The sequence below is a fragment of the Streptomyces sp. NPDC018610 genome (genome assembly GCF_044391765.1).
Lineage (GTDB): Bacteria > Actinomycetota > Actinomycetes > Streptomycetales > Streptomycetaceae > Streptomyces.
Map to the genome: position 1 here is coordinate 424,615 of NZ_JBISAL010000007.1, position 20,125 is coordinate 444,739.

17 protein-coding genes are annotated in these 20,125 nt (G+C 74.1%); 11 read left to right on the top strand and 6 right to left on the bottom strand.

Annotation, left to right across the window (positions count from 1 at the left end; genetic code table 11):
• Positions 1-365: 365 nt before the first annotated feature.
• Together ACH5A8_RS20525 and ACH5A8_RS20530 are read right to left on the bottom strand one after the other, a co-directional pair.
• The gene (locus ACH5A8_RS20525) at positions 366-2,123 is read right to left on the bottom strand and encodes an MFS transporter (RefSeq protein WP_399003842.1); all 1,758 of its coding nucleotides are present in this window, start codon (positions 2,121-2,123) and stop codon (positions 366-368) included.
• Between the two features lie 81 nt (positions 2,124-2,204).
• Complete coding sequence (locus ACH5A8_RS20530; RefSeq protein ID WP_399003844.1) at positions 2,205-3,251, bottom strand: CaiB/BaiF CoA transferase family protein; 1,047 nt, start codon at positions 3,249-3,251, stop codon at positions 2,205-2,207.
• Between the two features lie 467 nt (positions 3,252-3,718).
• On the opposite strand from ACH5A8_RS20530, the gene ACH5A8_RS20535 reads away from it, so the two are divergent.
• The 6 genes from ACH5A8_RS20535 (at position 3,719) to ACH5A8_RS20560 (ending at position 10,674) form a co-directional block, all read left to right on the top strand.
• On the top strand, positions 3,719-4,840 hold the full coding sequence (locus ACH5A8_RS20535; protein WP_399003846.1) for an epoxide hydrolase family protein: 1,122 nt from the start codon (positions 3,719-3,721) through the stop codon (positions 4,838-4,840).
• Positions 4,841-4,860: 20 nt separating this feature from the next.
• Complete coding sequence (locus ACH5A8_RS20540) at positions 4,861-6,120, top strand: cytochrome P450 (RefSeq protein ID WP_399003848.1); 1,260 nt, start codon at positions 4,861-4,863, stop codon at positions 6,118-6,120.
• A gap of 141 nt (positions 6,121-6,261) precedes the next feature.
• A complete protein-coding gene (locus ACH5A8_RS20545) occupies positions 6,262-7,284 on the top strand; it encodes a zinc-binding dehydrogenase (RefSeq protein ID WP_399003850.1) in 1,023 nt (340 codons plus the stop codon).
• A gap of 87 nt (positions 7,285-7,371) precedes the next feature.
• Positions 7,372-8,481 (top strand): winged helix DNA-binding domain-containing protein, encoded by a 1,110-nt coding sequence (locus tag ACH5A8_RS20550; RefSeq protein ID WP_399003852.1) that lies wholly within the window; start codon positions 7,372-7,374, stop codon positions 8,479-8,481.
• 120 nt (positions 8,482-8,601) lie between these two features.
• The gene (locus ACH5A8_RS20555) at positions 8,602-9,366 is read left to right on the top strand and encodes an SDR family NAD(P)-dependent oxidoreductase (RefSeq protein ID WP_399003854.1); all 765 of its coding nucleotides are present in this window, start codon (positions 8,602-8,604) and stop codon (positions 9,364-9,366) included.
• Positions 9,367-9,444: 78 nt separating this feature from the next.
• Positions 9,445-10,674: a cytochrome P450 gene (locus ACH5A8_RS20560; RefSeq protein ID WP_399003856.1), complete on the top strand. Its 1,230-nt coding sequence runs from the start codon at positions 9,445-9,447 to the stop codon at positions 10,672-10,674.
• Positions 10,675-10,748: 74 nt separating this feature from the next.
• On the opposite strand, the gene ACH5A8_RS20565 is transcribed toward ACH5A8_RS20560, so the two are convergent.
• Entirely contained in the window at positions 10,749-12,176 is a 1,428-nt protein-coding gene (locus ACH5A8_RS20565) for an alpha/beta fold hydrolase (protein ID WP_399003858.1), read from the bottom strand.
• Between the two features lie 211 nt (positions 12,177-12,387).
• On the opposite strand from ACH5A8_RS20565, the gene ACH5A8_RS20570 reads away from it, so the two are divergent.
• From ACH5A8_RS20570 to ACH5A8_RS20585, 4 genes are all read left to right on the top strand, one after another.
• Positions 12,388-12,711 carry a 2Fe-2S iron-sulfur cluster-binding protein gene (locus tag ACH5A8_RS20570; protein ID WP_399003860.1) on the top strand — a complete coding sequence of 108 codons (324 nt, stop codon included), beginning with the start codon at positions 12,388-12,390 and terminating at the stop codon, positions 12,709-12,711.
• Entirely contained in the window at positions 12,711-14,096 is a 1,386-nt protein-coding gene (locus ACH5A8_RS20575) for an FAD-dependent oxidoreductase (protein WP_399003862.1), read from the top strand. Before ACH5A8_RS20570 ends, ACH5A8_RS20575 begins: the two co-directional genes overlap by 1 nt.
• Positions 14,089-14,640, top strand: coding sequence for a hypothetical protein (locus tag ACH5A8_RS20580; protein WP_399003864.1), 552 nt, complete (start codon positions 14,089-14,091; stop codon positions 14,638-14,640). The genes ACH5A8_RS20575 and ACH5A8_RS20580 overlap by 8 nt, the downstream gene beginning before the upstream one ends.
• A 174-nt stretch (positions 14,641-14,814) precedes the next feature.
• Entirely contained in the window at positions 14,815-15,588 is a 774-nt protein-coding gene (locus ACH5A8_RS20585) for a VOC family protein (protein WP_399003866.1), read from the top strand.
• Positions 15,589-15,714: 126 nt separating this feature from the next.
• Here ACH5A8_RS20585 and ACH5A8_RS20590 read toward each other — a convergent pair whose 3' ends face one another.
• From ACH5A8_RS20590 to ACH5A8_RS20600, 3 genes are all read right to left on the bottom strand, one after another.
• Complete coding sequence (locus ACH5A8_RS20590; RefSeq protein WP_399003868.1) at positions 15,715-16,953, bottom strand: cytochrome P450; 1,239 nt, start codon at positions 16,951-16,953, stop codon at positions 15,715-15,717.
• 444 nt (positions 16,954-17,397) lie between these two features.
• Positions 17,398-18,546 carry a hydrolase gene (locus ACH5A8_RS20595; protein ID WP_399003870.1) on the bottom strand — a complete coding sequence of 383 codons (1,149 nt, stop codon included), beginning with the start codon at positions 18,544-18,546 and terminating at the stop codon, positions 17,398-17,400.
• Positions 18,543-19,034 (bottom strand): SRPBCC family protein, encoded by a 492-nt coding sequence (locus ACH5A8_RS20600; RefSeq protein WP_399003872.1) that lies wholly within the window; start codon positions 19,032-19,034, stop codon positions 18,543-18,545. The genes ACH5A8_RS20595 and ACH5A8_RS20600 overlap by 4 nt, the downstream gene beginning before the upstream one ends.
• Positions 19,035-19,313: 279 nt before the next feature.
• Here ACH5A8_RS20600 and ACH5A8_RS20605 point away from each other — a divergent pair, with 279 nt between their 5' ends.
• Positions 19,314-20,099: an SDR family NAD(P)-dependent oxidoreductase gene (locus ACH5A8_RS20605; protein ID WP_399003873.1), complete on the top strand. Its 786-nt coding sequence runs from the start codon at positions 19,314-19,316 to the stop codon at positions 20,097-20,099.
• Positions 20,100-20,125 lie beyond the last annotated feature (26 nt).

Genomic DNA, 20,125 nt, shown 5'->3' on the forward strand with positions numbered 1-20,125 from the left:
GTGGAGGTGCGGGGTCGGGTGTGTGGGGGGTGTGCAGGGGAGCGAGGGCCGTCGGGCGACCACCCGGCCCCCGGGGTGTCGCCGTTCCCTCCGGCGTCCGTCCGGCGTCCGTCCGGCCCCCGTCCGAGACGGCCGGAGACGGAGACGGCCGGAGTCCGGGACACCGGACGGCCGGGACACCGGACGGCCGGGACGCCCGACGGCCGGGACGCCCGACGGCCGGGACGCCCGACGGCCGGGACACCGGACGGCCGGGACGCCCGACGGCCGGGCCCGTTGCCGGGCCGCGGAACGCCGGTGCGCGGCGGGGCCGGGCGGCCGGAGCCGTCCGGTCCCGCCGCGCCGGCGGACGGGTGGGGTGCCGGTCAGGACACCTCGGCCGGGGTGCCCTCGGCCTGCCCCTGCGCCTCGTCGCGCAGCTTGCGCGGGATGGCGAACATCAGGGCGAACACCACCACCGTGATGCCGACGAACACCTCCATCAGGGTCTGGAAGCTGTCCGCGAAGGAGTCCCCGCGCACCTCGGTCTCGTACTTCGACAGCACCGAGGCGACCTTGGCGTCCCGCAGCGGGGCCACGGTGCAGCTCGCGGGGGTCACCTGGAGGTCCTTCTGGCCGGACCGGTCGGTGGCGCAGTCGCGGTACGCCTTCGCCGTGGTGCTCGCCTCGCCCGGGGTGAGCTGGGCGACGGCCACCAGGTCCTTGCGCAGCTGCGGCAGCTGGTCGTCCACGGCGGAGCCGGTGTTGGCGACCAGCCCGCCGAAGAAGACGACGCTGACCAGGGCGCCGCCGATGGCGAAGCCGAGCTGGGTGTTGGTGTTGACCAGGCCGGAGGCGGAACCGGCGTCCTTGTGCGGGACCTCGGAGGTCACGATCAGCGGCAGCGGCGTGGCCACCGTGCCGAAGCCGAGACCCACCAGGAACAGCGGCGCGGCGATGTGCCAGGAGGTCACCTCGGCGCCCTTCGCGCCCGCCACCCAGATGTAGCTGGCCAGGCCGACGACGAGGACCACAGCGCCGGCCTGCATGGCCTTGCGGCCGAACTTGGGCACCAGGATCATCACCGAGGACGTGGCGGTGAGGAAGGCGCCGACGCAGAACGGGAGGCTGGTGAGGCCGGCCCGCATCGGGGACCAGCCCTGGCCGACCTGCATGTAGAGCGTCCACCCGATGGTGAACATGCCCATGCCGGTGTAGAAGATCATGTTCACGGCGAGGCCGGAGGAGAAGCTCCGGATGCGGAACAGGCTCAGCTCCACGAGCGGCGAGCCGTCGTTGCGCGCCTTGGCCTTCTGCCACAGCACGAAGCCGATGAGGACCGGCGCGGCGGCGATCATGGAGACGTAGCCCCACAGCGGCCAGCCCAACTCGCGGCCCTGGAGCAGCGGGTAGACCAGCATGACCAGGCCGACCGTGGCGAGCACCACGCCGATGGTGTCCAGGCGCAGCGCGTGCGGCGCCTTGGACTCCCGGATGACCTTGCCGCCGTAGGCCAGACCGAGCAGGCCGACCGGCACGTTGACGAGGAAGATCAGCCGCCAGTCCAGGCCGAACAGGTTCCACTCGACCATCAGGCCGCCCAGCGCCAGGCCCAGGGTGGCCGCGAGTCCGCCGACCAGGCCGTGCAGGGCGAACGCGGTGCCCCGCTCCTTGTCGGAGAACGTCACGTGGATGATGGACAGCACCTGCGGGACCATCACGCCGGAGAACGCGCCCTGCACGACCCGGGCCGCCACCAGCTGCCACGGCTCCTGCGACACGCCGGCCGCGAGCGAGGCCAGCGTGAAGCCGCCGACGCCGACGAGGAACATCCTCTTGCGGCCGTAGATGTCGCCGAGGCGACCGCCGAGGATCAGCATCAGGGCGAACGCGAGCTGATAGCCCACCAGCACCCACTGAATGGCCGAGTACCCCGCGCCCAGCTCGCGCTGCATCGAGGGCGCCGCCACGTTGGCGATCGTCCCGTCCAGCAGATCCATGAACGCGGACACGAGCAGCACGAGCAGTGCCGCCCAGCGCTTGGGGTCGAGATGCACCGCCTCCTCGGCCGACAGGTCCGCGCCCTGCGCCTTCTTTTCCACCTCCGTCTCGACGGACGGGGCCTGCTGGGACTCAATAGCCATGATGGTGTACCTCTCTGATACTCGGGGGGTGTCCGGCGGTCGGTAACCGGTGTCACGGCCGAAGGCCGCGGAAGCATCGGTTCAGCAGCATGACGGCGGCCGGTGGAGCGCTGCTGGAGTGCGGCTGAAGCGGGGAGCGGCCGTGGCCGGGCCGCTGCCGCGGGCCACGTGGTGGGGGTGGCGCGGGGCCTCCTCGACGGTGAGGACCGGGGTCACGCACGCCTCGGTGCCCTCGAAGTGGCGGGCCCAGCCGTCCCGGTCGCGGCCGAGGAAGCGATCGGCGAAACGGCGGCGCAGCTCGGGCCAGTTGGCGGGGTCGGTACGGTCCGGCAGGCGCCGCCCGTCCAGTTCGAGGCCGGCCAGCAGGGCCGCGTAGAAGCGGTCCTCCAGGGCGCCCACCGCGACGTAGCGGCCGTCCTCGCAGGCGTAGCAGGTGTAGAAGGGGGCGCCGCCGTCCAGCAGGTTCGCCCCCCGTTCGTGGCGCCAGTGCCCGGCGGCCGCCATGCCGGTCAGCATGCCGAGCAGCGCGCCGGCGCCGTCGACGATCGCGGCGTCGACCACCTGCCCGCGGCCCGAGCGCTGCCGCTCGTAGAGCGCGGCCAGGACGCCGGCGACGAGGAACATGGCGCCGCCGCCGAAGTCGCCGAGCAGGTTGACCGGCGGCACCGGCGGGCCGCCGGCCTCGCCGACGGCGTGCAACGCGCCGGTCAGCGCGAGGTAGTTGATGTCGTGGCCGGGGGTGCGGGCGAGCGGTCCGTCCTGGCCCCAGCCGGTCATCCGGGCGTACACCAGGGCGGGGTTGCGCTCCAGGCACGCCTCGGGGCCGATGCCGAGCCGCTCGGCGACACCGGGCCGGAAGCCCTCGACCAGGACGTCCGCGTCGTCCGCGAGGCGCAGCAGCTCCGCGACGCCCGCCGGGTCCTTGAGGTGCAGGGAGGTGGTACGGCGGCCCCGGTCCAGGACCCGGTGCCAGTCGGCGAAGGAGCGTCGGCCGTCGGCGCGTTCCACGCGCAGCACGTCCGCGCCGAGGTCGGCGAGGACCATTCCGGCGAAGGGGGCGGGCCCGATCGCCGCGAGCTCCACGACCCGCAGTCCCCGCAGCGGCCCCGTCCCGGGTTCCGTTGCCATCCCGCCCTCCTCGTCTCGTCCCGCCCGACCGGCCCGGGCACGCTGCCCCCGCCCACTCGCGCCCCGCTCGCGCCCGACTCGGCGGGGGGGGGCGCCTCGGGCGGGGCGGTGGGGGTGGCCGGGCGGCCTGGCGGTGGACCGCCGGACGGGACGAAGGCGGCTCCCGCCGGGTGCCGCGGTGGTGGGCCGCCCTGGGCGAGGCGGCGGGGCGCCGACGCCGGAGAAGCCGCCGGGGAAGCCGCGCACGTCCGGGAGGCGCGGCACCGGAGCACGCCGGAGGCGCGGACCGCGCGTGCCCGGCGGCGCGGGCCACATGTGCCCGAAGACGCGGACCGCGCGTGCCCGGCGATGTGGACCGCGCGTGCCCAACGGTGCGGCCGAGGCCCGTCGCCGGTCGACCCCCGCTCTAGGGGCGCCCCCTAGCGTGCCGGGGCACGAAGCCTTCGGCAGCCCGAGAGGAACCCCGCATGGACACGGCACTCACGCCCTTCCGCGTCGAGTTTCCCGAGTCGGACCTCACCGACCTCCGCGACCGGCTGGCGCGCACCCGGTGGCCGGAGCGGGAGACGGTCGACGACTGGTCCCAGGGCGTCCCGCTGGCGTACCTGCGCGACCTGGCCGCCCACTGGAAGGACGGCTACGACTGGCGTGCCACCGAGGCCCGGCTCAACGCGCTGCCGCAGTACCGGACCGTGATCGACGGTCTCGGCGTCCACTTCCTGCACGTGCGCTCCCCGCACCCGCGGGCCGTCCCGCTGCTGCTCAGCCACGGCTGGCCCGGCTCCGTCGTCGAGTTCCTCGACCTCGTCGAGCCGCTGACGAACCCGCCGGACCCCGAGGACGCCTTCCACGTCGTGGCGCCCTCGCTGCCCGGCTACGCGTTCAGCGACAAGCCCGCCGGCACCGGATGGACCGTGGAGCGCACCGCCGCCGCCTGGGCGCGGCTGATGGCGCGCCTCGGCTACGACCGCTACGCCGCCCACGGCGTCGACTGGGGCTCCTTCCTCACCGGCGAGCTCGGCGCCCTGGACGCCGCCCATCTGCTCGGCATCCACGTGGCCATGCCGTTCGCCAGGCCCCCGCAGGAGCAGGTCGAGCTGGACGCCCGCGATCTGGCCGGGCTGGCCGGGCTGAAGGAGTTCCAGCAGAACGAGGGCGGCTACTCCGCGATCCAGGCCACCCGCCCCCAGACGCTCGGCTACGCCCTCACCGACTCCCCCGTCGGCCAGCTCGCGTGGATCGCCGAGAAGTACTGGGCGTGGAGCGACCACGACGGCGACCTGGAGAAGGTGGTTCCCCGCGACCGCCTCCTGGACGTGGTGACCCTGGCCTGGCTGGCCGGGACGGGGGCCTCCTCGGCCCGCATCTACTGGGAGAGCCACAACAAGATGGCCCTGGCCCCGGTGGCGGTGCCGACGGCCTGCTCGGTCTTCCCCAAGGACGCCCGGATGCCGCGGGCCTGGTGCGAGCACCGGTTCTCCGACCTGCGCCGGTGGACCGACCACGACAGGGGCGGCCACTTCCCGGCGCTGGAGCAGCCCGGCCTGCTCGTCGACGAACTGCGCTCCTTCTTCCGCGCGCTGCGCTGACCGGACCAAAGGACACCGTCATGACGCGGCACACACCGACCACGGTCACGGACCTGCCCGCCTTCCCGTTCCCCGGCTCCAGCCACCGGGGCCCCGCCCCGCTGTTCGCACGGCTGCGGGCCGAGCGCCCGGTCGTCCGCGTCGAGTGGACCGGCGGCGGCCACGCCTGGCTGGTCACCCGGCACGCGGACATCCGGGCCGTCCTCGACGACCCGCGCTTCAGCCGGGCCGCCGCCTACGCGCCCGACGCGCCCCGCTTCAGCGGACTGTTCCAGGCCCCGCCCGGAATGATCATCTCGCTGGACCCGCCCGACCACACCCGGCTGCGCGCCCTGGCCGAACAGGCCTTCTCCGCGGACCGGATCGCCGCGATGCGGCCGCGCGTGGGGGAGCTGACCGGGCGGCTGCTGGACGGCCTGGCGAAGGAGGGCGAGGACGCCGCCGTCGACCTGGTGGCCGGCTTCGCGGCCCCGCTCGCCATGACCGTGATCTGCGAACTGCTGGGCGTGCCCGAGGCCGACCGCGACCGCTTCCACGTCTGGGTACGGCAGTTCGCCGACGTGTCGGGGCCGCCGGAGCGGGCCGCCGAGGGCGGGGAGAAGCTGGGCGCGTACATCGCCGGGCTGGTCGCGCGGCGACAGGCCGGCCAGGACGCGGACGGGACCGGCGGCGACGACGTGCTGGCCGCGCTGGCCGCCGCCCGCCTCGGGGAGGACCGCCTCGGCTTCGACGAGCTGGTCGGTCTGGGGTTCACCCTCCTGGGCGCCGGCTTCGACTCCTCCGCCGGGCAGCTCGGCAATGTGGTGGCCACCCTGCTCGCCGGCCACCGCGACGTGTGGCGCCGCCTGGGCGGCCACCCCGAGGAGATCCCGGCCGCGGTCGAGGAGCTGCTGCGCACCGTGAACCTCAACGGCAACGACACCTCCGGCCTGCCGAGGATCGCCACCGAGGACGTCACCGTGGGCGGTGTCGTCATCCCCGCCGGGGACGCGGTGTTCGTCGCCTTCTCCTCCGCCAACCGCGACGAGGACGTCTTCCCCGACGCCGGCCGCACCGACTTCCGCCGCGCCGACAACCCGCACCTGGCCTTCGGCCACGGCATCCACCGCTGCCTGGGCGCGCCCCTGGCCCGGCTGGAGCTGTCCGTGGCCCTGGCGGAGCTGACCCGGCGGTTCCCCGAGGCCGCCCTCGCCGTGCCGGAGGGGGAGCTGCGCCGGCGGGCCGGGGACGTCAACCACAACCTGCTGGCCCTGCCGGTCCGCCTGGGCCCGCCCGCCTGACCCCCCGTACGCCGGCAGGCCACTCCCGCACCACCGGTACGCCGCGCCCTCCCCGGCCCCCGCGCATCCGGCCCCGCGTCCATGAGCCCCGCACCCCCCGCGCCCGATCACCCCACCCGCCCGTCCGACAAGGAGCACCGCATGACCGCCGACCAGTTGCCGGCCACCAGCCGTGAGGTCCGGCTGGCCTCCTATCCCCGTGGCGAGGTCACCCTCGACCACTTCGAACTCGGCGAGTCGGCCCTGCCGGAGCCCGGCGAGGGCCAGGTCGTCGTACGCAACGACTGGATGACCCTCGGCTCGGTGGCGCGCGACCAGATGAACCCGGACACCAAGCTGCCCATCCCGGTGTTCCAGCCGGGGGTGGCCATGTGGGGCCGCACGGTCGGCACGGTCGTCGCCTCCCGCAGCCCCCTGCTGGCCGTCGGCGATCTGGTCGAGCACTTCTCCGGGTGGCGCGAGTACGCCGTCGGCGACGCCCACGAGTTCTTCCGCCGCGACCGCGCGCTGCTGCCCGGACCGGAGTACTTCCTCTCCCAGGGCCCCACGGCCTGGCACGGCATGGTGGACACCGCGCAGGTGGGGGAAGGCGACGTCGTGTTCGTCTCCGGCGCCACCAACGGCGTCGGCGCGCTGGCCGGCCAGATCGCCCGGCTGCGGGGCGCCGAGCGGGTCATCGGCAGCACCGGCTCCAAGGAGAAGATCGGCTTCCTCGTCGACGAGCTGGGCTTCGACGCGGCCTTCGACCACCACGACGGCCCGGCGGCCGAACAGCTCGCCGAACTGGCCCCCGACGGCGTCGACGTGGTCTTCGACAACGTCGGCGGCGAGCAGTTCGAGGCCGCCGTGCAGGTGGCCTCGCGCGGCGCGCGGTTCGCGCTGTGCGGCGCGCTGGCCGGCCAGCACGGCACCGGCGAGGGCGGCACGCCCCGGCTGCCGCTCATGCAGGTCATCACCAAGGACCTGACCCTGCGCGGCTTCGCCACCCTGCACACCCCCGACCAGATCGAGAACTGGAACGACCGGTTCGGCGCCTGGCTGGGCGAGGACCGCATCGTCTTCCCGCACACTGTCGTCGAGGGCGGGGTGCCCGCGCTCCCGGACGCGTTCATCGCCCTGCTGGAACGCCGCTACAGCGGGACCGTGCTCGTCAGGCTGAGCTGAAGGACGCAATCCCGATGCGGGCGGCGGCCCGTCCCGGACCGTTCCGGGACGGGCCGCCGCGTGCACGTCGCGAGGAGGGGACCGACGATGACCACACACGACGGCGGGGTGCTGGACCGCGTGGCGCTCAACCGGGCCTTGCTGGACCGCCAGTTGCTGCTGGAGCGCTCGCCCATGGGCGCCGCCGACGCCCTGGAGCACCTGGTCGGCATGCAGGCCCAGGCGCCCGAGCCGCCGTACACAGGGCTGTGGACGCGGCTGGCGGGCTTCCGGCCGGACGACCTGTCCGGGCTGCTCGAGAAGCGGGCGGCGGTACGGCTGGTGATGATGCGTTCGACGCTGCACCTGGTCACCGCGCGGGACTGCCTGCGGCTGCGCCCGGTGCTGCACGGGTCCCTGGCCCGCTCCCTGAACAGCACCTTCGGCCGCAAACTGGCCGGCCTCGACCTCGCCGAGGTGACGGCACGCGGCCGGGCCCTGGTGGAGAAGGAGCCGCTCACCCTGGGCGGCCTCGGCACCGGGCTGGCCGAGCACTGGCCCGACCGGGACCCCTTCGCCCTCGCCAACGCCGTACGCGCCCTGGTGCCGCTGGTGCAGACGCCGCCGCGCGGCCTGTGGGGGCGGTCCGGCCAGGCCGTGCACACGACCGCCGACGCCTGGCTGGGGCGTCCGCCAAAGGCCGACGACGCGGCCGACGACCTGGTCCTGCGCTACCTCGCCGCGTTCGGCCCGGCCACCGTCAAGGACATCCAGACGTGGTCGGGGATGACCGGGCTGAACGCGGTGGTGCGGCGGCTCGGCCCGCGGCTGTGCGCCTTCCGCGACGAGAGGGGCGCCGTCCTGCACGACCTGCCGGACGCGCCGCGCCCGGACTCCGCCGCCCCCGCGCCGGTGCGCTTCCTGCCGGAGTTCGACAACATCCTGCTCGCGCACGCCGACCGCTCCCGGATCCTGACCGCCGAGCAGCGCACCCACGTCCTGACCCGCAACGGCCTGGTGAAGTCCGTGTTCCTCGTGGACGGTTTCGTACGGGGGCTGTGGCGGCTGGAACGCCAAGGGGGCGAGGCGGCCCTCGTCCTGGAGCCGTTCGCCCCGGTGGGCCGGGCGCACCGCCGGGAGCTCACCGAAGAGGGCACGCGGCTGCTGGCCTTCGCCGCCCCCGGCCACACCCCGGCGGGCGTCCGCTTCGACTCCTAGTGCCCCTCCCCACCGGCTGCTCCCCGGCGACTCGACCGGGGCACCAGCCGGGCCCGGTGTACTGGCCACCACGGCCGGATCCGTCCGTCTGCCGGCCACCGGCCAAGAGAGGGAACTGCCATGTCGGACAAGCCATTCGCCGAACGCACCGTCGTCGTCACCGGAGGGGGCACCGGCATCGGCCGGGCCTCCGCCCTGGCCTTCGCCGCCCTCGGGGCGAGCGCGGTGATCGTCACCGGCCGCCGCAAGGAACGGCTCGCGGAGGTCGCCGAGCTGCACCCGGCGATCGTCCCGGTGACCGCCGACGTGACCACCGAGACGGGCGCGGACGCCGTCGCCGAGGCGGTGGAGGGACACGGCGGCACCCTGGACGTCCTCGTGCACAACGCCGGGGTGTTCCGCTTCACCCCGCTGACCGGCCTGGACCCGGCGACCGCCCGCGAGGTGCTGGAGACCAACGTGCTCGGGCCGGTCCTGCTGACCCGCCGGCTGCTGCCGCTGCTGCGCTCCCCCGGCGGCACGCTCGTCCTCGTCTCCAGCCGCGGCGGCCACAACCCGGGCCCGGAGAGCTCCCTGTACTCGGCGAGCAAGGCCGCCGTGCACAGCTTCACCCGCAGCTGGGCCGCCGAACTGGCCCCGCGCGGCATCCGCGTCAACGCGGTCGCGCCCGGCTTCGTCCGCACCGAGGCGTACGCCGCCAACGGCCTGTCCGAGGAGCAGGTCGAGGGCCTGTTCGCCGGCGTGGCCCACTCCGTCCCGCTCGGCCGGGTGGCGCTGCCCGAGGAGATCGCCACCTGGATCACCCGGCTCGCGGAGCCCGCTTCCGCCCTGGTCACCGGCCAGATCCTCACCGTCGACGGCGGCATGGACGTCGCCGGCAAGTAGGGCCTGCCCCAAGGCAAGGCCTCGGGCCCCAGGCCCTGTCCGCACCCCACCGACCGTCACGAACCGGAAGGACTCACCGTGACCACCAGTGCCACCGAACCGGGCGCCGCCGAGCAGACGGAGACCATGACCTTCCCGTACAAGCGGCAGTGCCCCTTCACACCGCCCCGGCAGTACGCCGAGATGATCGAGAAGGACGTCTCCCAGGTCACGCTGGAAGGATCCGGCCTGCGGATATGGACGGTCACCGGTTATCAGACGATCAAGCAGCTGCTCACCGATCCCCGGGTCAGCGCCTCCCGCAAGCACGCCAACTTCCCCTTCTACTTCGTCGCGCCGCCGGAGTACCGCACCGAGACCTCCTTCATCGGCTACGACGGCAAGGCGCACAGCGGCACCCGCCGCAAGGCCGCCCTCACCTTCACCAACCGGCAGGTGCAGCGGCTGCGCCCGCGCATCGAGGAGATCGTCGACGACCACCTGGACAAGCTGCTGCGCCTGACGCCGCCGGCGGACTTCCACCGGGAGTTCTCGCTGGCCGTGCCGATGACGGTGATCTGCGAGCTGCTGGGCATCCCGCAGGACCAGCACGACTTCTTCATCAAGCACGGCACCGCCCTCCTCGGCGGTCACAGCACCACCGAGGAGCGGCAGGCGGCCATCGTCGAGGTGAACGCCTACATCAGCGAGCTCATCCAGCTGAAGAAGGCCGAGCCGGGCGAGGACCTGCTGAGCAGGGCCATGGCCGACTACGAGGCCTCCGGCGAGGAATACACCGACCGGGACCTGTTCAACATGGTGCGGCTGCTGATGAACGGCGGCCACGAGACCACCGCCAGCCAGATCTCGCTGGGCACCGCCTGCCTGCTGGAGAACCCCGACCAGCTCGAACTGCTGCTCGGCGACCCGTCGTTGGTCAGGCCGGCCGTGGAGGAACTGGTCCGGTTCGCGACCATCGGCGACACGGCCGTGCCCCGGGTGGCGCTGGAGGACATCGAGATCGGCGGTCAGGTCATCCGCCAGGGCGACGGCATCCTGTGCCTGGGGCTGGCCGCCAACCGCGACCCGGAGGTCTTCCCGGAGCCGGAGAAGCTGGACATCACCCGCGGCAGCCGCAAGCACCTCGGCTTCGGCCACGGCGTCCACCACTGCATCGGCGCCGACCTGGCCCGGCTGGAGCTGGAGATCGTCTGGAGCAAGCTCTTCCAGCGCATCCCGACCCTGCGCCTGGCCAAGCCCTTCCTGGAGATCCCCCGCAAGGAAGGCGCCGTCATCTACGGCCTGTGGGAGCTCCCGATCACCTGGTGACCCAGGCCCGGCACCACGGCCGGTGGCCCGGCACCTCGCGGTACCGGGCCACCGGCCGTAGGGGTCGCTCTCGTTCAGGCGGGGTCCGCCGGGATGTCCGGGCGGGGGGTGCGGGCGGGGCAGGAGACCCGGGGCGGCGGCAGTTCGCCGTCGACCAGGTAGCGGTGCACCAGCGCGTCGACGTGCGGGTTGCCGCCGAGGACGTACACCTCGTGCTCGCCGGAGTCCTCCACGGTCACCAGGTGGTGGCCCAGGCGTTCGGCCATGGCGACCCCGCCGGCGTAGTGGTCCATCGGATCGCCGTCGGCCTGGACGATCAGGCCGACCGGGTAGCCGGCGCGCTCGACGACCGTGGGCGCCTCGGGGGCCTCGAAGGTGCGGAAGGCGCCCACCCACGGCTGGGCGCGCAGCACGCCGTAGCCGTAGGGGAACCGCTTACGGAAGTCGCGCATGTCCTGGTAGTAGACCTCCAGGTCGGCGGGCCAGGCGTGCTCCAGCGTGATGGCCTCCAGGACGCCGACGCGCTGGGCGCCCTCGCTGTCCTCGGGGCGCCAGGTCCCCTGCTGGACGAGGAGACCTTGGCAGGCGTCCGCGTCGCCGGCCTCCGCCGCCGCGCGCAGCGCGCCGATCAGCGTCCCCAGTTGGGCCCACTGGCCGCGGTCGGCGGAACGGCTGCCGACGGCTCCGTCGAGCAGCGTCCGCAGCCGCGTCCCGTCCGGCAGCCCCTCCAGCCGGGCCACCAGGTGCTCCACGCCGTCGAGCACCTGCTCGGCGCCGGACCCGAGCCCGAAGTGCCCGTGCCGTTCGCCCATCCACGCCGCCCACCGGTCGACGTTGCGCTGCGCCGCGTCGCCCTGCCACAGGAACTGCTCGCGCCAGGTCCAGCCGGGGTGCACGCAGGAGTCCAGGACGCTGCGGTCCAGGCGGTCGGGGAACATGCTGCCGTAGACGGCGCCCACGTAGGCGCCGTACGCGTACCCGACGAAGCTGATCCGTTCCTCGCCGAGGACGGCCCGGATCGTGTCCATGTCGCGGGCCGTGTTGCGGGTGCTGATGTGCGGGCGCAGCTCACCGCCCGCCCGGGCGCAGCCCAGCTCCCGCAGGCGCATGTCCTCGGCGATGGTCTCGAAGGCGCTGTCCGGCGGGCGGGAGTCGAAGGGCGCCCGGGGCACGGTGACGTCGGCGTACAGCCGTGTCGACTCGCCGGTGCCGCGCGGGTCGAAGCCGATCAGGTCGTACACCTCGTGCAGGGGGGTGCCGGCGTACTTGTCGGGCAGCGCCCGGCCGAATCCCCAGTCGCCGCCGGGGCCGCCGTTGACGGCCAGCAGCACCCCGCGCCGCCGTGCCGGGTCGGTGGCGCGGCGGCGGCTGAGGGCGATCGTGATCCGTTCGCCCCCGGGATCGGCGTAGTCGCGGGGCACCTCGACCGTCGCGTACTCGAGCCGCCCGTCGTGCGGGGCGGGCGACCACTGCGGCCGCTGGGTGGAGAACTCGTTGACCACTGCGAACCTCCGCTCTCGTCAGGGGTTCAGCGTCTCGGCACCGCCTAGAGACAGCCTGGAACCGTCCCGGACCCGATCACGGCGCCGGGCCGGTCGGGACGCACGGATTCCGCCACTGTCCAGGACTTCTCCACCGGCGTCCCAGGAGCCGTGGGCACAGTTCCGTCCCGTATCTCCGCACGGCCGGCCGGACACCCACGAGGAGAGCGCCATGGCCAAAATCACCTACACGCATCCCAACGGCACCGTCACGGTCGTCGACGTCGAGGCGCCCAACACGGTCATGCGCGGTGCGAAGCTCAACAACGTCGACGGCATCGAGGCGCAGTGCGGCGGTTCCGCCCAGTGCGGCACCTGCCACGTCTATGTGGACGCGGCCAACACCCTCCCGCTGCCGGAGATGGACAGCGTCGAGGACGACGTGCTGTACGGCACCGCCTGCGAGCGCACCGAGCACAGCCGGCTCAGCTGCCAGCTGCCGGTGTCCGACGCGATCGACGGCCTGGTCGTCCACCTGCCCCGGGCGCAGAGCTGATGCCGGCCCGTGGCGTGGTGGTCGTCGGCGCGGGCCAGGCCGGTCTGGAGACCGCGGCGGCGCTGCGCGGCCGCGGCTTCGACGGCCGGATCACGCTGGTCGGCGACGAGCCCGCCGTGCCCTACGAACGCCCGCCGCTGTCCAAGGGGTTCCTGGCCGGAACCACCGCGGCCGACGAGCTCGAACTGCGTCCGCGGTCGTTCTTCACCGCCCAGGACATCGACCTGGTGACCGGCGACCGGGTCTCGGCGATCGACCGGGACCGCCACACCCTCCGGCTGGCGTCGGGACTCTCGCTGCGCTACGGCCGACTGGTGCTGGCGACCGGCGCCCGCCCCCGGACCCTGCCCGTGCCCGGCGCCGCCTCCCTGTCCGGGGTGCTGTCGCTGCGCACCCTCGCCGACGCCGAGGAGGCGCGCCGGCGGCTGAGCGGGCCGCCGCTGCAACTGGTGGTGGTGGGCGCCGGCTTCATCGGACTGGAACTCGCGGCGACCGCGCGGAAGCTGGGGCACGACGTCACCGTCGTCGAGGCCCAGCCGAAGGCGCTGCGCCGGGCCCTGACCCCGGTGATGTCCGACTGGCTCGTGGAGCGGCTGCGGCAGGGCGGCGCGCGCGTCCTGCTGGGCCGGGAGGTGACGTCCCTGCACGGCGACGCCTCCGGCCGGGTGCGCGTCGTCGAGCTGGACGTCGCCGAGCGCATCCCCGCGGACCTCGTCGTCATCGGCGTGGGCGTCCTGCCCAACACCGAACTCGCCGCCGCGGCGGGACTGTTGGTGGGGGACGGGATCGTCGTCGACCGGCACCTGCGCACCGACGACCCGGACGTGTACGCGGTCGGCGACTGCGCCCGCTTCCCCAGCGCCTCGGCCGGCCGGCACCTGCGCCTGGAGTCGGTGCAGAACGCCTGCGACCAGGCCCGCTGCGTGGCCGCCGCCCTCACCGGCGAGCCGGTCCCGTACACCGCCGTCCCCTGGTTCTGGTCCGAGCAGGGGCCCGTGCGGCTGCAGATCGCCGGTCTGTCCGCCGGGCACGACGAGACGGTCCTGCACGGCGACCCGGCGACCGGCCGGTTCTCCGTCCTCTGCTTCCACCGCGGCAGACTCGCCGCGGTGGAGTCGGTCGGCCGCCCGGCCGACCACGCCATCGCCCGCCGGCTGCTCGCCACGGGGGCCCCGCTGTCCCCGCGGGAGGCCCGGCGGCCGGAGTTCGACTTCAAGGCGTGCGCGTCCCGCGCGCGCACCGCGTCGGCCGGCGAGAAGCCGGCCACCGACGAGCCGGCCACCGAGAAAGCGGCCGTCGACAAGCCCGTCCACGACAAGCCGGTCCACGAGAAACCGATCACGCCGATCACCGAGAAGAAGGAGAAGGTGTCCGTCCATGCCTGAGTCACAGGCGGCCCCGGCGCAGCGCGCCGGCCGCACCAGAAGGACGCTGACCGCGCGCATGCTCGGCGTCTGGCTGCTGCTCATCGCCGCGATCGGCACGGCCGGCGTGACCAGCGCCACCGCCGCGCCGCAGCACGCCGGCCACCACAGCGCCCACCCGTCACTGGAGGGCGTGTGGGACCTCACCGTCACCATCGTCACCCCCGACGGTGGCTCCACGAGCACCACGCCCCGCTTCGTCTTCCACGCCGACCACCAGCTCAGCGCCGAGGGCCCGCCCGACACCGACGGCCGGCCGCAGTACGAGGCGCACGGCTTCTGGAACGAGAAGAGCGACGGCACGTTCGCGTTCTACGTCACCCACCCGGGCCGCGCCGACGGCGCCTACCTGGGCAGCGTCCAGGCCGTGCACATGGGCCGCATCGTCGGCAAGCACTTCTCGACCAAGGCCTACGCCTTCACGATCACCACGCCCGGCGGCGCGCCGGAGGGACCGATCAACGTGAGCAGCACCGCCGTCAGGGTCTCCTACTCGGCCCCCTGACCCGGCCCGCTCCGCGCACGAGAGCACGAGAGGTCCCCTGTCCCGCGCGCCCGCGTCCGGCTTCCCCAGCCGGACGCGGGCGCCGCTCGTCCGGTTCTCGAGAGCGCGCCGATACGGTCCACGGGTCCGTGACGATCCCTCAGTCACCCCGACACGACCTGGAGAGGCCACCTCATGACCGCTTTCGACGCCGGAGCCCCCTGCTGGGTGGACCTGACCGTGCCCGACCTGGAAGCCGGCAAGCGCTTCTACGGCGAGCTGTTCGGCTGGACCTTCGAGGCCGGCGCCGCCGAGTCCGGCCACTACACGCCGGCCCTGAAGGACGGCAAGAACGTCGCCGCGCTCGCCCCCGCCGAGGGCGGCGACCCGGCCGGCTGGAACCTGTACTTCGCCACCCCCGACGCCGAGGCGCTCAGCCGCCGGATCGGCGAGGCCGGCGGCAAGGTCACCGCGGGCCCGTCCGCCGTCGCCGACGCGGGCACCCTGCTGGTGGCGACCGACCCGGGCGGCGCTTCCTTCGGCGCCTGGCAGCCCGGCACCCGGACCGGTTTCGAGGCGCAGGGCGCCCCCGGCTCCTTCTTCTGGCCGGAGATCTACACCCGGGACAAGGACGCCGTCGACCCGTTCTACGAGTCGGTGTTCGGTTTCACCGGGCAGCAGATCTCCGAGGGCACCGAGTTCGACTTCAAGCTGTGGTTCCTGCCCGGCGCCCAGCAGCCGGTCGCCGGCCGTCTGCAGATGGGCCCGTTCATCCCGGTCGAGGTCCCCGCGCACGCGCTGGTGTACTTCTCCGTCGAGGACACCGACCTCACCGTGGCGAAGGTGCGCGAGCTGGGCGGCAGCGTGAGCCGTGAGCCCTCGGACAGCCCGTTCGGCCGCTCGGCGCTGGTCGCCGACGACCAGGGCGCCCGGTTCGCGGTCATGGGCCCGGTCGCGAACGGCGGCTGAGCGGGCCGCGGCGGACGTCCGCGCGGTCGCGGCGGCGCTACGACGACAGCTGGTCCCGGCCCCCTCCCAGGGGCCGGGACCAGCTGTCTTTTGTGGTGGCGCCGCCGCGGCCGGGGCGCCGGGCGCTCAGTCGTCCCAGACGACCGGGAGGCTGGTGAGCGTGTGGTTGATCTCGCCGACGTGCCAGGGCAGTCCGCTCTCCTCGACGGCCAGCCGCAGGCCGGGAAAGCGGCGGGTCAGGCCCTCGATGGCGATCTCCATCTCCATCCGTCCCAGGTGCTTGCCCAGGCAGTAGTGGACGCCGTGCCCGAAGGAGATGTGCGGGTTGGGCGTACGCGCCAGGTCCAGGCGGTCGGCGTCGGGGAAGACGCTCTCGTCGCGGTTGGCGGAGGCCAGCACCAGCAGCACCGGGTCCCCCTTGGGGATGGTCACCCCGCCGACCTCGATGTCCTCCGCCGCGATCCGCGGGAACCCGGAGGTGTCGGTGGCGAACAGGTTGACGTGCCGCAGCAGTTCCTCGACCGCCGTGGGGATGCGCCCGCTGTCCTCCACCAGCCACCGCCACTGGTCGCGGCCGTCCGCCAGCAGGGCGAGCACCGAGTTGGCGAGCTGGTTGGCCGTGGTGTCGAAGCCGGCGCCGATCAGCGTGAACCCGAAGGTGACCAGCTCCGGTTCACTGAGCCGGTCGTCGTTGTCGCGGGCCGCGATCAGCTCGGAGAGCATGTCGTCGGTGGGGTTCTTCCGCTTGTCGGCGATCAGCCCCACGATGTACTCGCTCAGCTTGGCCAGGCCCTCCAGGGAGGCCTCGCCGCCCGCACGGTCGTCGACGGTGGCGAAGGCCCGGGCCCACTTCTCGAACGTACGCAGGTCCTGCGAGGGCACGCCCAGCAGTTCGCCGATCACGGTGAGGGGCAGCGGCAGCGCGAGCTGCTGGACGAGGTCGACGGTGCCGCCCTTGGCCAGCATGTCGTCGAGCAGTTCGTCCGTGACCTTCTGCACGTTCGCGCGCATCCGCTCCACGCGGCGCAGGGTGAAGGCGCCCGCGACCAGCTTGCGCAGCCGGGAGTGCTCGGGCGAGTCCAGCGAGATGATCATCTCGGGGGTGGTGTGCATCGTCCCGCCGATCCGGGGGGCGTGCGGGCCGCAGGCCAGGGCCCGGCTGAGCCGGGGGTCGGCGGACAGCCGGCGCACGTCGTCGTACCGGGTGACCAGCCAGGCGTCCACACCGCCCGCGGTCGGCACCTTCACCACGGGCTGTTCGGCGCGCAGCCGTGCGTACTGCGCGGCCGGGCAGCGATAGGACGAGCCGGCGAACGGGAAGACGTCCGTCTCCGCCTGAGGGGCAGCCGTCTGAGGGGCAGTCACGTTGACACCTCCGCTTGGGGCACTACGGTCACGCCTCACCGTAGGAAGGCCCGATGGAGGCCCGCTCGCCCCGCCCTCGACCTGGGGCCTCTCGCCTGGATCACGCCGGGCTCGCGGTCCCTGGCACCGCGCCCCGCCCCGGCCCGGCCTGATCCGGACGAGAGCCCCTGGGGCCCGCCCGGCGCGCGGGGTCCGATCCGGACGGGAGACCTCGGGCCCCGCACGTCAGGGGGCGGCCGGAGAACGGCGGGGGCAGGGGCCGGACACGGCCGCGGGGCAGGGGCCGGACACGGCCGCGGGGAGGGGGCCGGACACGGCCGCGGGGAGGGGCTCCGGGACCGTCCCGTGGTCCCGGCGCCTCCTCCCCGCTTCCCGCTTCCCGCTTCCGGCGCGCTCAGACCTCCGCCGCCCCGGACCGGGCCCCTGCGCCGCCCCGGGCGCCCCTCAGCCCTCGGGGCCGAGCAGCACCGCCCCGTAGTTCTTGCGGGCGGCGGTGTCGTACTGGAGTGCGACATGGCTCGTCGCGGCGGTGACGTCCCGCCAGAAGCGCTGCAGCGCGCCGCCCTCCCCGAGCCCTCCGGTGCCGGCCGCGCCGACGAGCAGCGCCAGGGCCTCCTGCAGCAGCTCGGCGGAGAACGTGGCGTTGCGCTCGTTGCGCGCCATGGCCTCGGGGGTGAACTCCCGGGTGTCGAGCACCCGTGCGTTCTGCGCCACCAGATGGCGGGCGGAGTCGATCCGGCCGGAGGCGCGGACCACCTTCAGCTCGCCGCTCTGGCCGCGCCGCCTGCCGGTCAGCCCGGCGGCGGTGGCGGCCAGCGCCCCGCGGGCGGCGCCGACGACCGGGGCGATGAAGGTGAGCCCGCCCACCGCCTGGAACGGCACGTTGTGGGCGTCCAGGACGGAGGTCCCGTTGCGGCCGGTGAGCATGTCGGTGCGGTCGAAGGACAGGTGGTCGGGGACGAGCGCGTCCTCGATCACCACCGTGTGGCTGCCGGTGGCCCGCATGCCGACGCTGTCCCACGTCTCGCGCACCGTGTAGCGGCCGCGCGGCAGCGCGAAGAACCGCGCGCGCGGAGGACCGTCGCCGTCGCCCGTGCCCTCCACCACCGCGCACACCAGGACCCACTGGGCGAAGTCGATGCCGCTGACGTACGCCCAGCGGCCGGTCAGCCGCCAGCCGCCGTCCGCGCGCCGGGCGCGGCCGGCCGGCATCAGGGCGGTGGCGACGACCGTGTCGGGGCTCTCGGCCCACAGTTCGGCGTGGCCCCGCTCGGGCAGGTGCGCGGCGAACCGCGCCGAGTAGGCGCACAGCGAGGCGCACCACGCCGCCGCCGCGCAGCCCTCGCCCACCGTGACGACGGCGTCGGTCAGTTCGGCGAAGGTGCCCTCGGCGCCGCCCCACCGGGCGGCCACGAAGTGCCGGGCGAAGCCGGCCTCGCGCAGGGCGCCGACCACCTCGGGGGTCAGGGCGCGCGCGGCGTCGGCGTCGGCGGCGTGCCGGGCGGCCAGCTCGCGCACCTTCTCCGCCGCCGACGCCAGTGCGCCGCCGGTGTCCGTGTCCGCCGAGGGGCGGCCGACGCTGGTGACGGTCATGCCCGGCTCCCCTTCGCGATCGCGCGGGCGAACAGCTCCAGGGTCTCCCCCGGGCTCGGCCCGTCCAGCGCCTTGAAGATCCGCTCGGCGCCCTCGCCGTGCCGGTCCAGCTTCACATGGGCGAGGTGCACACGGGTGTGCCGCTCGTCGACCGGCTCGAAGTCGACCTCGATCTCACTGGCCCGCTCGTCGTCGTCGATGGACTGCCAGTTGGGGTCGATGCGCCAGGTCATGGCGAGCCGGCGGCCCGGCTCCCACTCCAGCACCCGCCCCCAGGTCTTCTCCTCGCCGTCCACGTCCCACTCGTAGTAGCGGCCGCCCACGCCCGGCTCGAAGGCGAGGCCGGCCCGTTCCTTCTTCACCAGCACGTGGGAGGGGGGCCACCAGTCCTTGGGCCGCTCGGTGAAGACGGCGAAGCACTGCTCGGGGGTGGCCGCCACGGTCACCGACTTCCGTACGTCGGGCAGGTTCTGCGGTTGTTCGGGCACGGGGCCTCCTCGCTCGCTGTCGCCGGGTGTCTCCGGTTTCTCCGGGGGGTGGTTCCCCGATGCCGGGCGTCCCGGCGGGCCCCGGCTCCCGGACGCGGCCGGCCCCGGATCCCGCGGGGAACGCCGCCACGCTGGCCGAGTGCGCTCGTCCCCTTGTCGAGTACGGCTGGAGGGCCGTGCCCGAGCACCGCTCCACCCCACGTCGATCCGGGACCGAGGCCGCGCCGTCACGGTCGTCGTGAATCGCCGGCACGCACGACGACCGAACGGGAGAGCACCATGACAGACGCGGTACGACGGGTGGCGTTCGTCACCGGCGCCACCAGCGGCATCGGGCTCGCGGTGACCGAACTGCTGGCCCGCGGGGGCGTCGCCGTCTTCGGTGTGGCGCGCGGCGAGGAGACCGTGCGCACCGTGGTGAAGCGGCTGCGGGAGGAGGGCCTGGAGGTGGACGGCGCGGTCTGCGACGTCACCTCGGTCGACTCGATCCGCGCCGCCGTACGGGCGGCCGTGGACCGGTACGGGCGCATCGACATCCTCGTGAACAACGCGGGCCGCGGCGGCGGCGGGGTCACCGCCGAACTCGACGACGCCGTGTGGGACGACGTGATCGAGACCAACCTCAACGGCACCTTCCGGGTGACCCGCGAGGTGCTGAGCACCGGCCGGATGCGCGAGGGCGACTGGGGCCGGATCATCAACATCGCCTCCACGGGCGGCAAGCAGGGCGTGGAGCTGGCCGCGCCCTACTCGGCCTCCAAGCACGGGGTGGTCGGCTTCACCAAGGCGGTGGGCAAGGAGCTCGCCAAGACCGGCATCACCGTCAACGCCGTCTGCCCCGGCTACGTCGAGACGCCGATGGCGCAGCGGGTCCGCCAGGGATACGCCGGCCACTACGGCGTCAGCGAGCAGGCGATCCAGGAGAAGTTCAACGCCAAGATCCCGCTGGGCCGTTACAGCACGCCGGAGGAGGTCGCGGGCCTGGTGGGCTATCTGGCCTCCGACATCGCCGCGTCGATCACCGCGCAGGCGCTCAACGTCTGCGGCGGACTCGGCAACTACTGAGCACAACCCACTCGCGCACACGAAGA

What these genes read in the sequence shown, in the direction of transcription:
- ACH5A8_RS20555 (WP_399003854.1), top strand. Translation starts at nt 8,602, where the DNA reads ATGTCGGACAAGCCATTCGCCGAACGCACCGTCGTCGTCACCGGAGGG.
- ACH5A8_RS20585 (WP_399003866.1), top strand. Translation starts at nt 14,815, where the DNA reads ATGACCGCTTTCGACGCCGGAGCCCCCTGCTGGGTGGACCTGACCGTG.
- ACH5A8_RS20545 (WP_399003850.1), top strand. Translation starts at nt 6,262, where the DNA reads ATGACCGCCGACCAGTTGCCGGCCACCAGCCGTGAGGTCCGGCTGGCC.
- ACH5A8_RS20575 (WP_399003862.1), top strand. Translation starts at nt 12,711, where the DNA reads ATGCCGGCCCGTGGCGTGGTGGTCGTCGGCGCGGGCCAGGCCGGTCTG.
- ACH5A8_RS20605 (WP_399003873.1), top strand. Translation starts at nt 19,314, where the DNA reads ATGACAGACGCGGTACGACGGGTGGCGTTCGTCACCGGCGCCACCAGC.
- ACH5A8_RS20530 (WP_399003844.1), bottom strand. Translation starts at nt 3,251, where the DNA reads ATGGCAACGGAACCCGGGACGGGGCCGCTGCGGGGACTGCGGGTCGTG.
- ACH5A8_RS20595 (WP_399003870.1), bottom strand. Translation starts at nt 18,546, where the DNA reads ATGACCGTCACCAGCGTCGGCCGCCCCTCGGCGGACACGGACACCGGC.
- ACH5A8_RS20535 (WP_399003846.1), top strand. Translation starts at nt 3,719, where the DNA reads ATGGACACGGCACTCACGCCCTTCCGCGTCGAGTTTCCCGAGTCGGAC.
- ACH5A8_RS20570 (WP_399003860.1), top strand. Translation starts at nt 12,388, where the DNA reads ATGGCCAAAATCACCTACACGCATCCCAACGGCACCGTCACGGTCGTC.
- ACH5A8_RS20580 (WP_399003864.1), top strand. Translation starts at nt 14,089, where the DNA reads ATGCCTGAGTCACAGGCGGCCCCGGCGCAGCGCGCCGGCCGCACCAGA.
- ACH5A8_RS20525 (WP_399003842.1), bottom strand. Translation starts at nt 2,123, where the DNA reads ATGGCTATTGAGTCCCAGCAGGCCCCGTCCGTCGAGACGGAGGTGGAA.
- ACH5A8_RS20540 (WP_399003848.1), top strand. Translation starts at nt 4,861, where the DNA reads ATGACGCGGCACACACCGACCACGGTCACGGACCTGCCCGCCTTCCCG.
- ACH5A8_RS20550 (WP_399003852.1), top strand. Translation starts at nt 7,372, where the DNA reads ATGACCACACACGACGGCGGGGTGCTGGACCGCGTGGCGCTCAACCGG.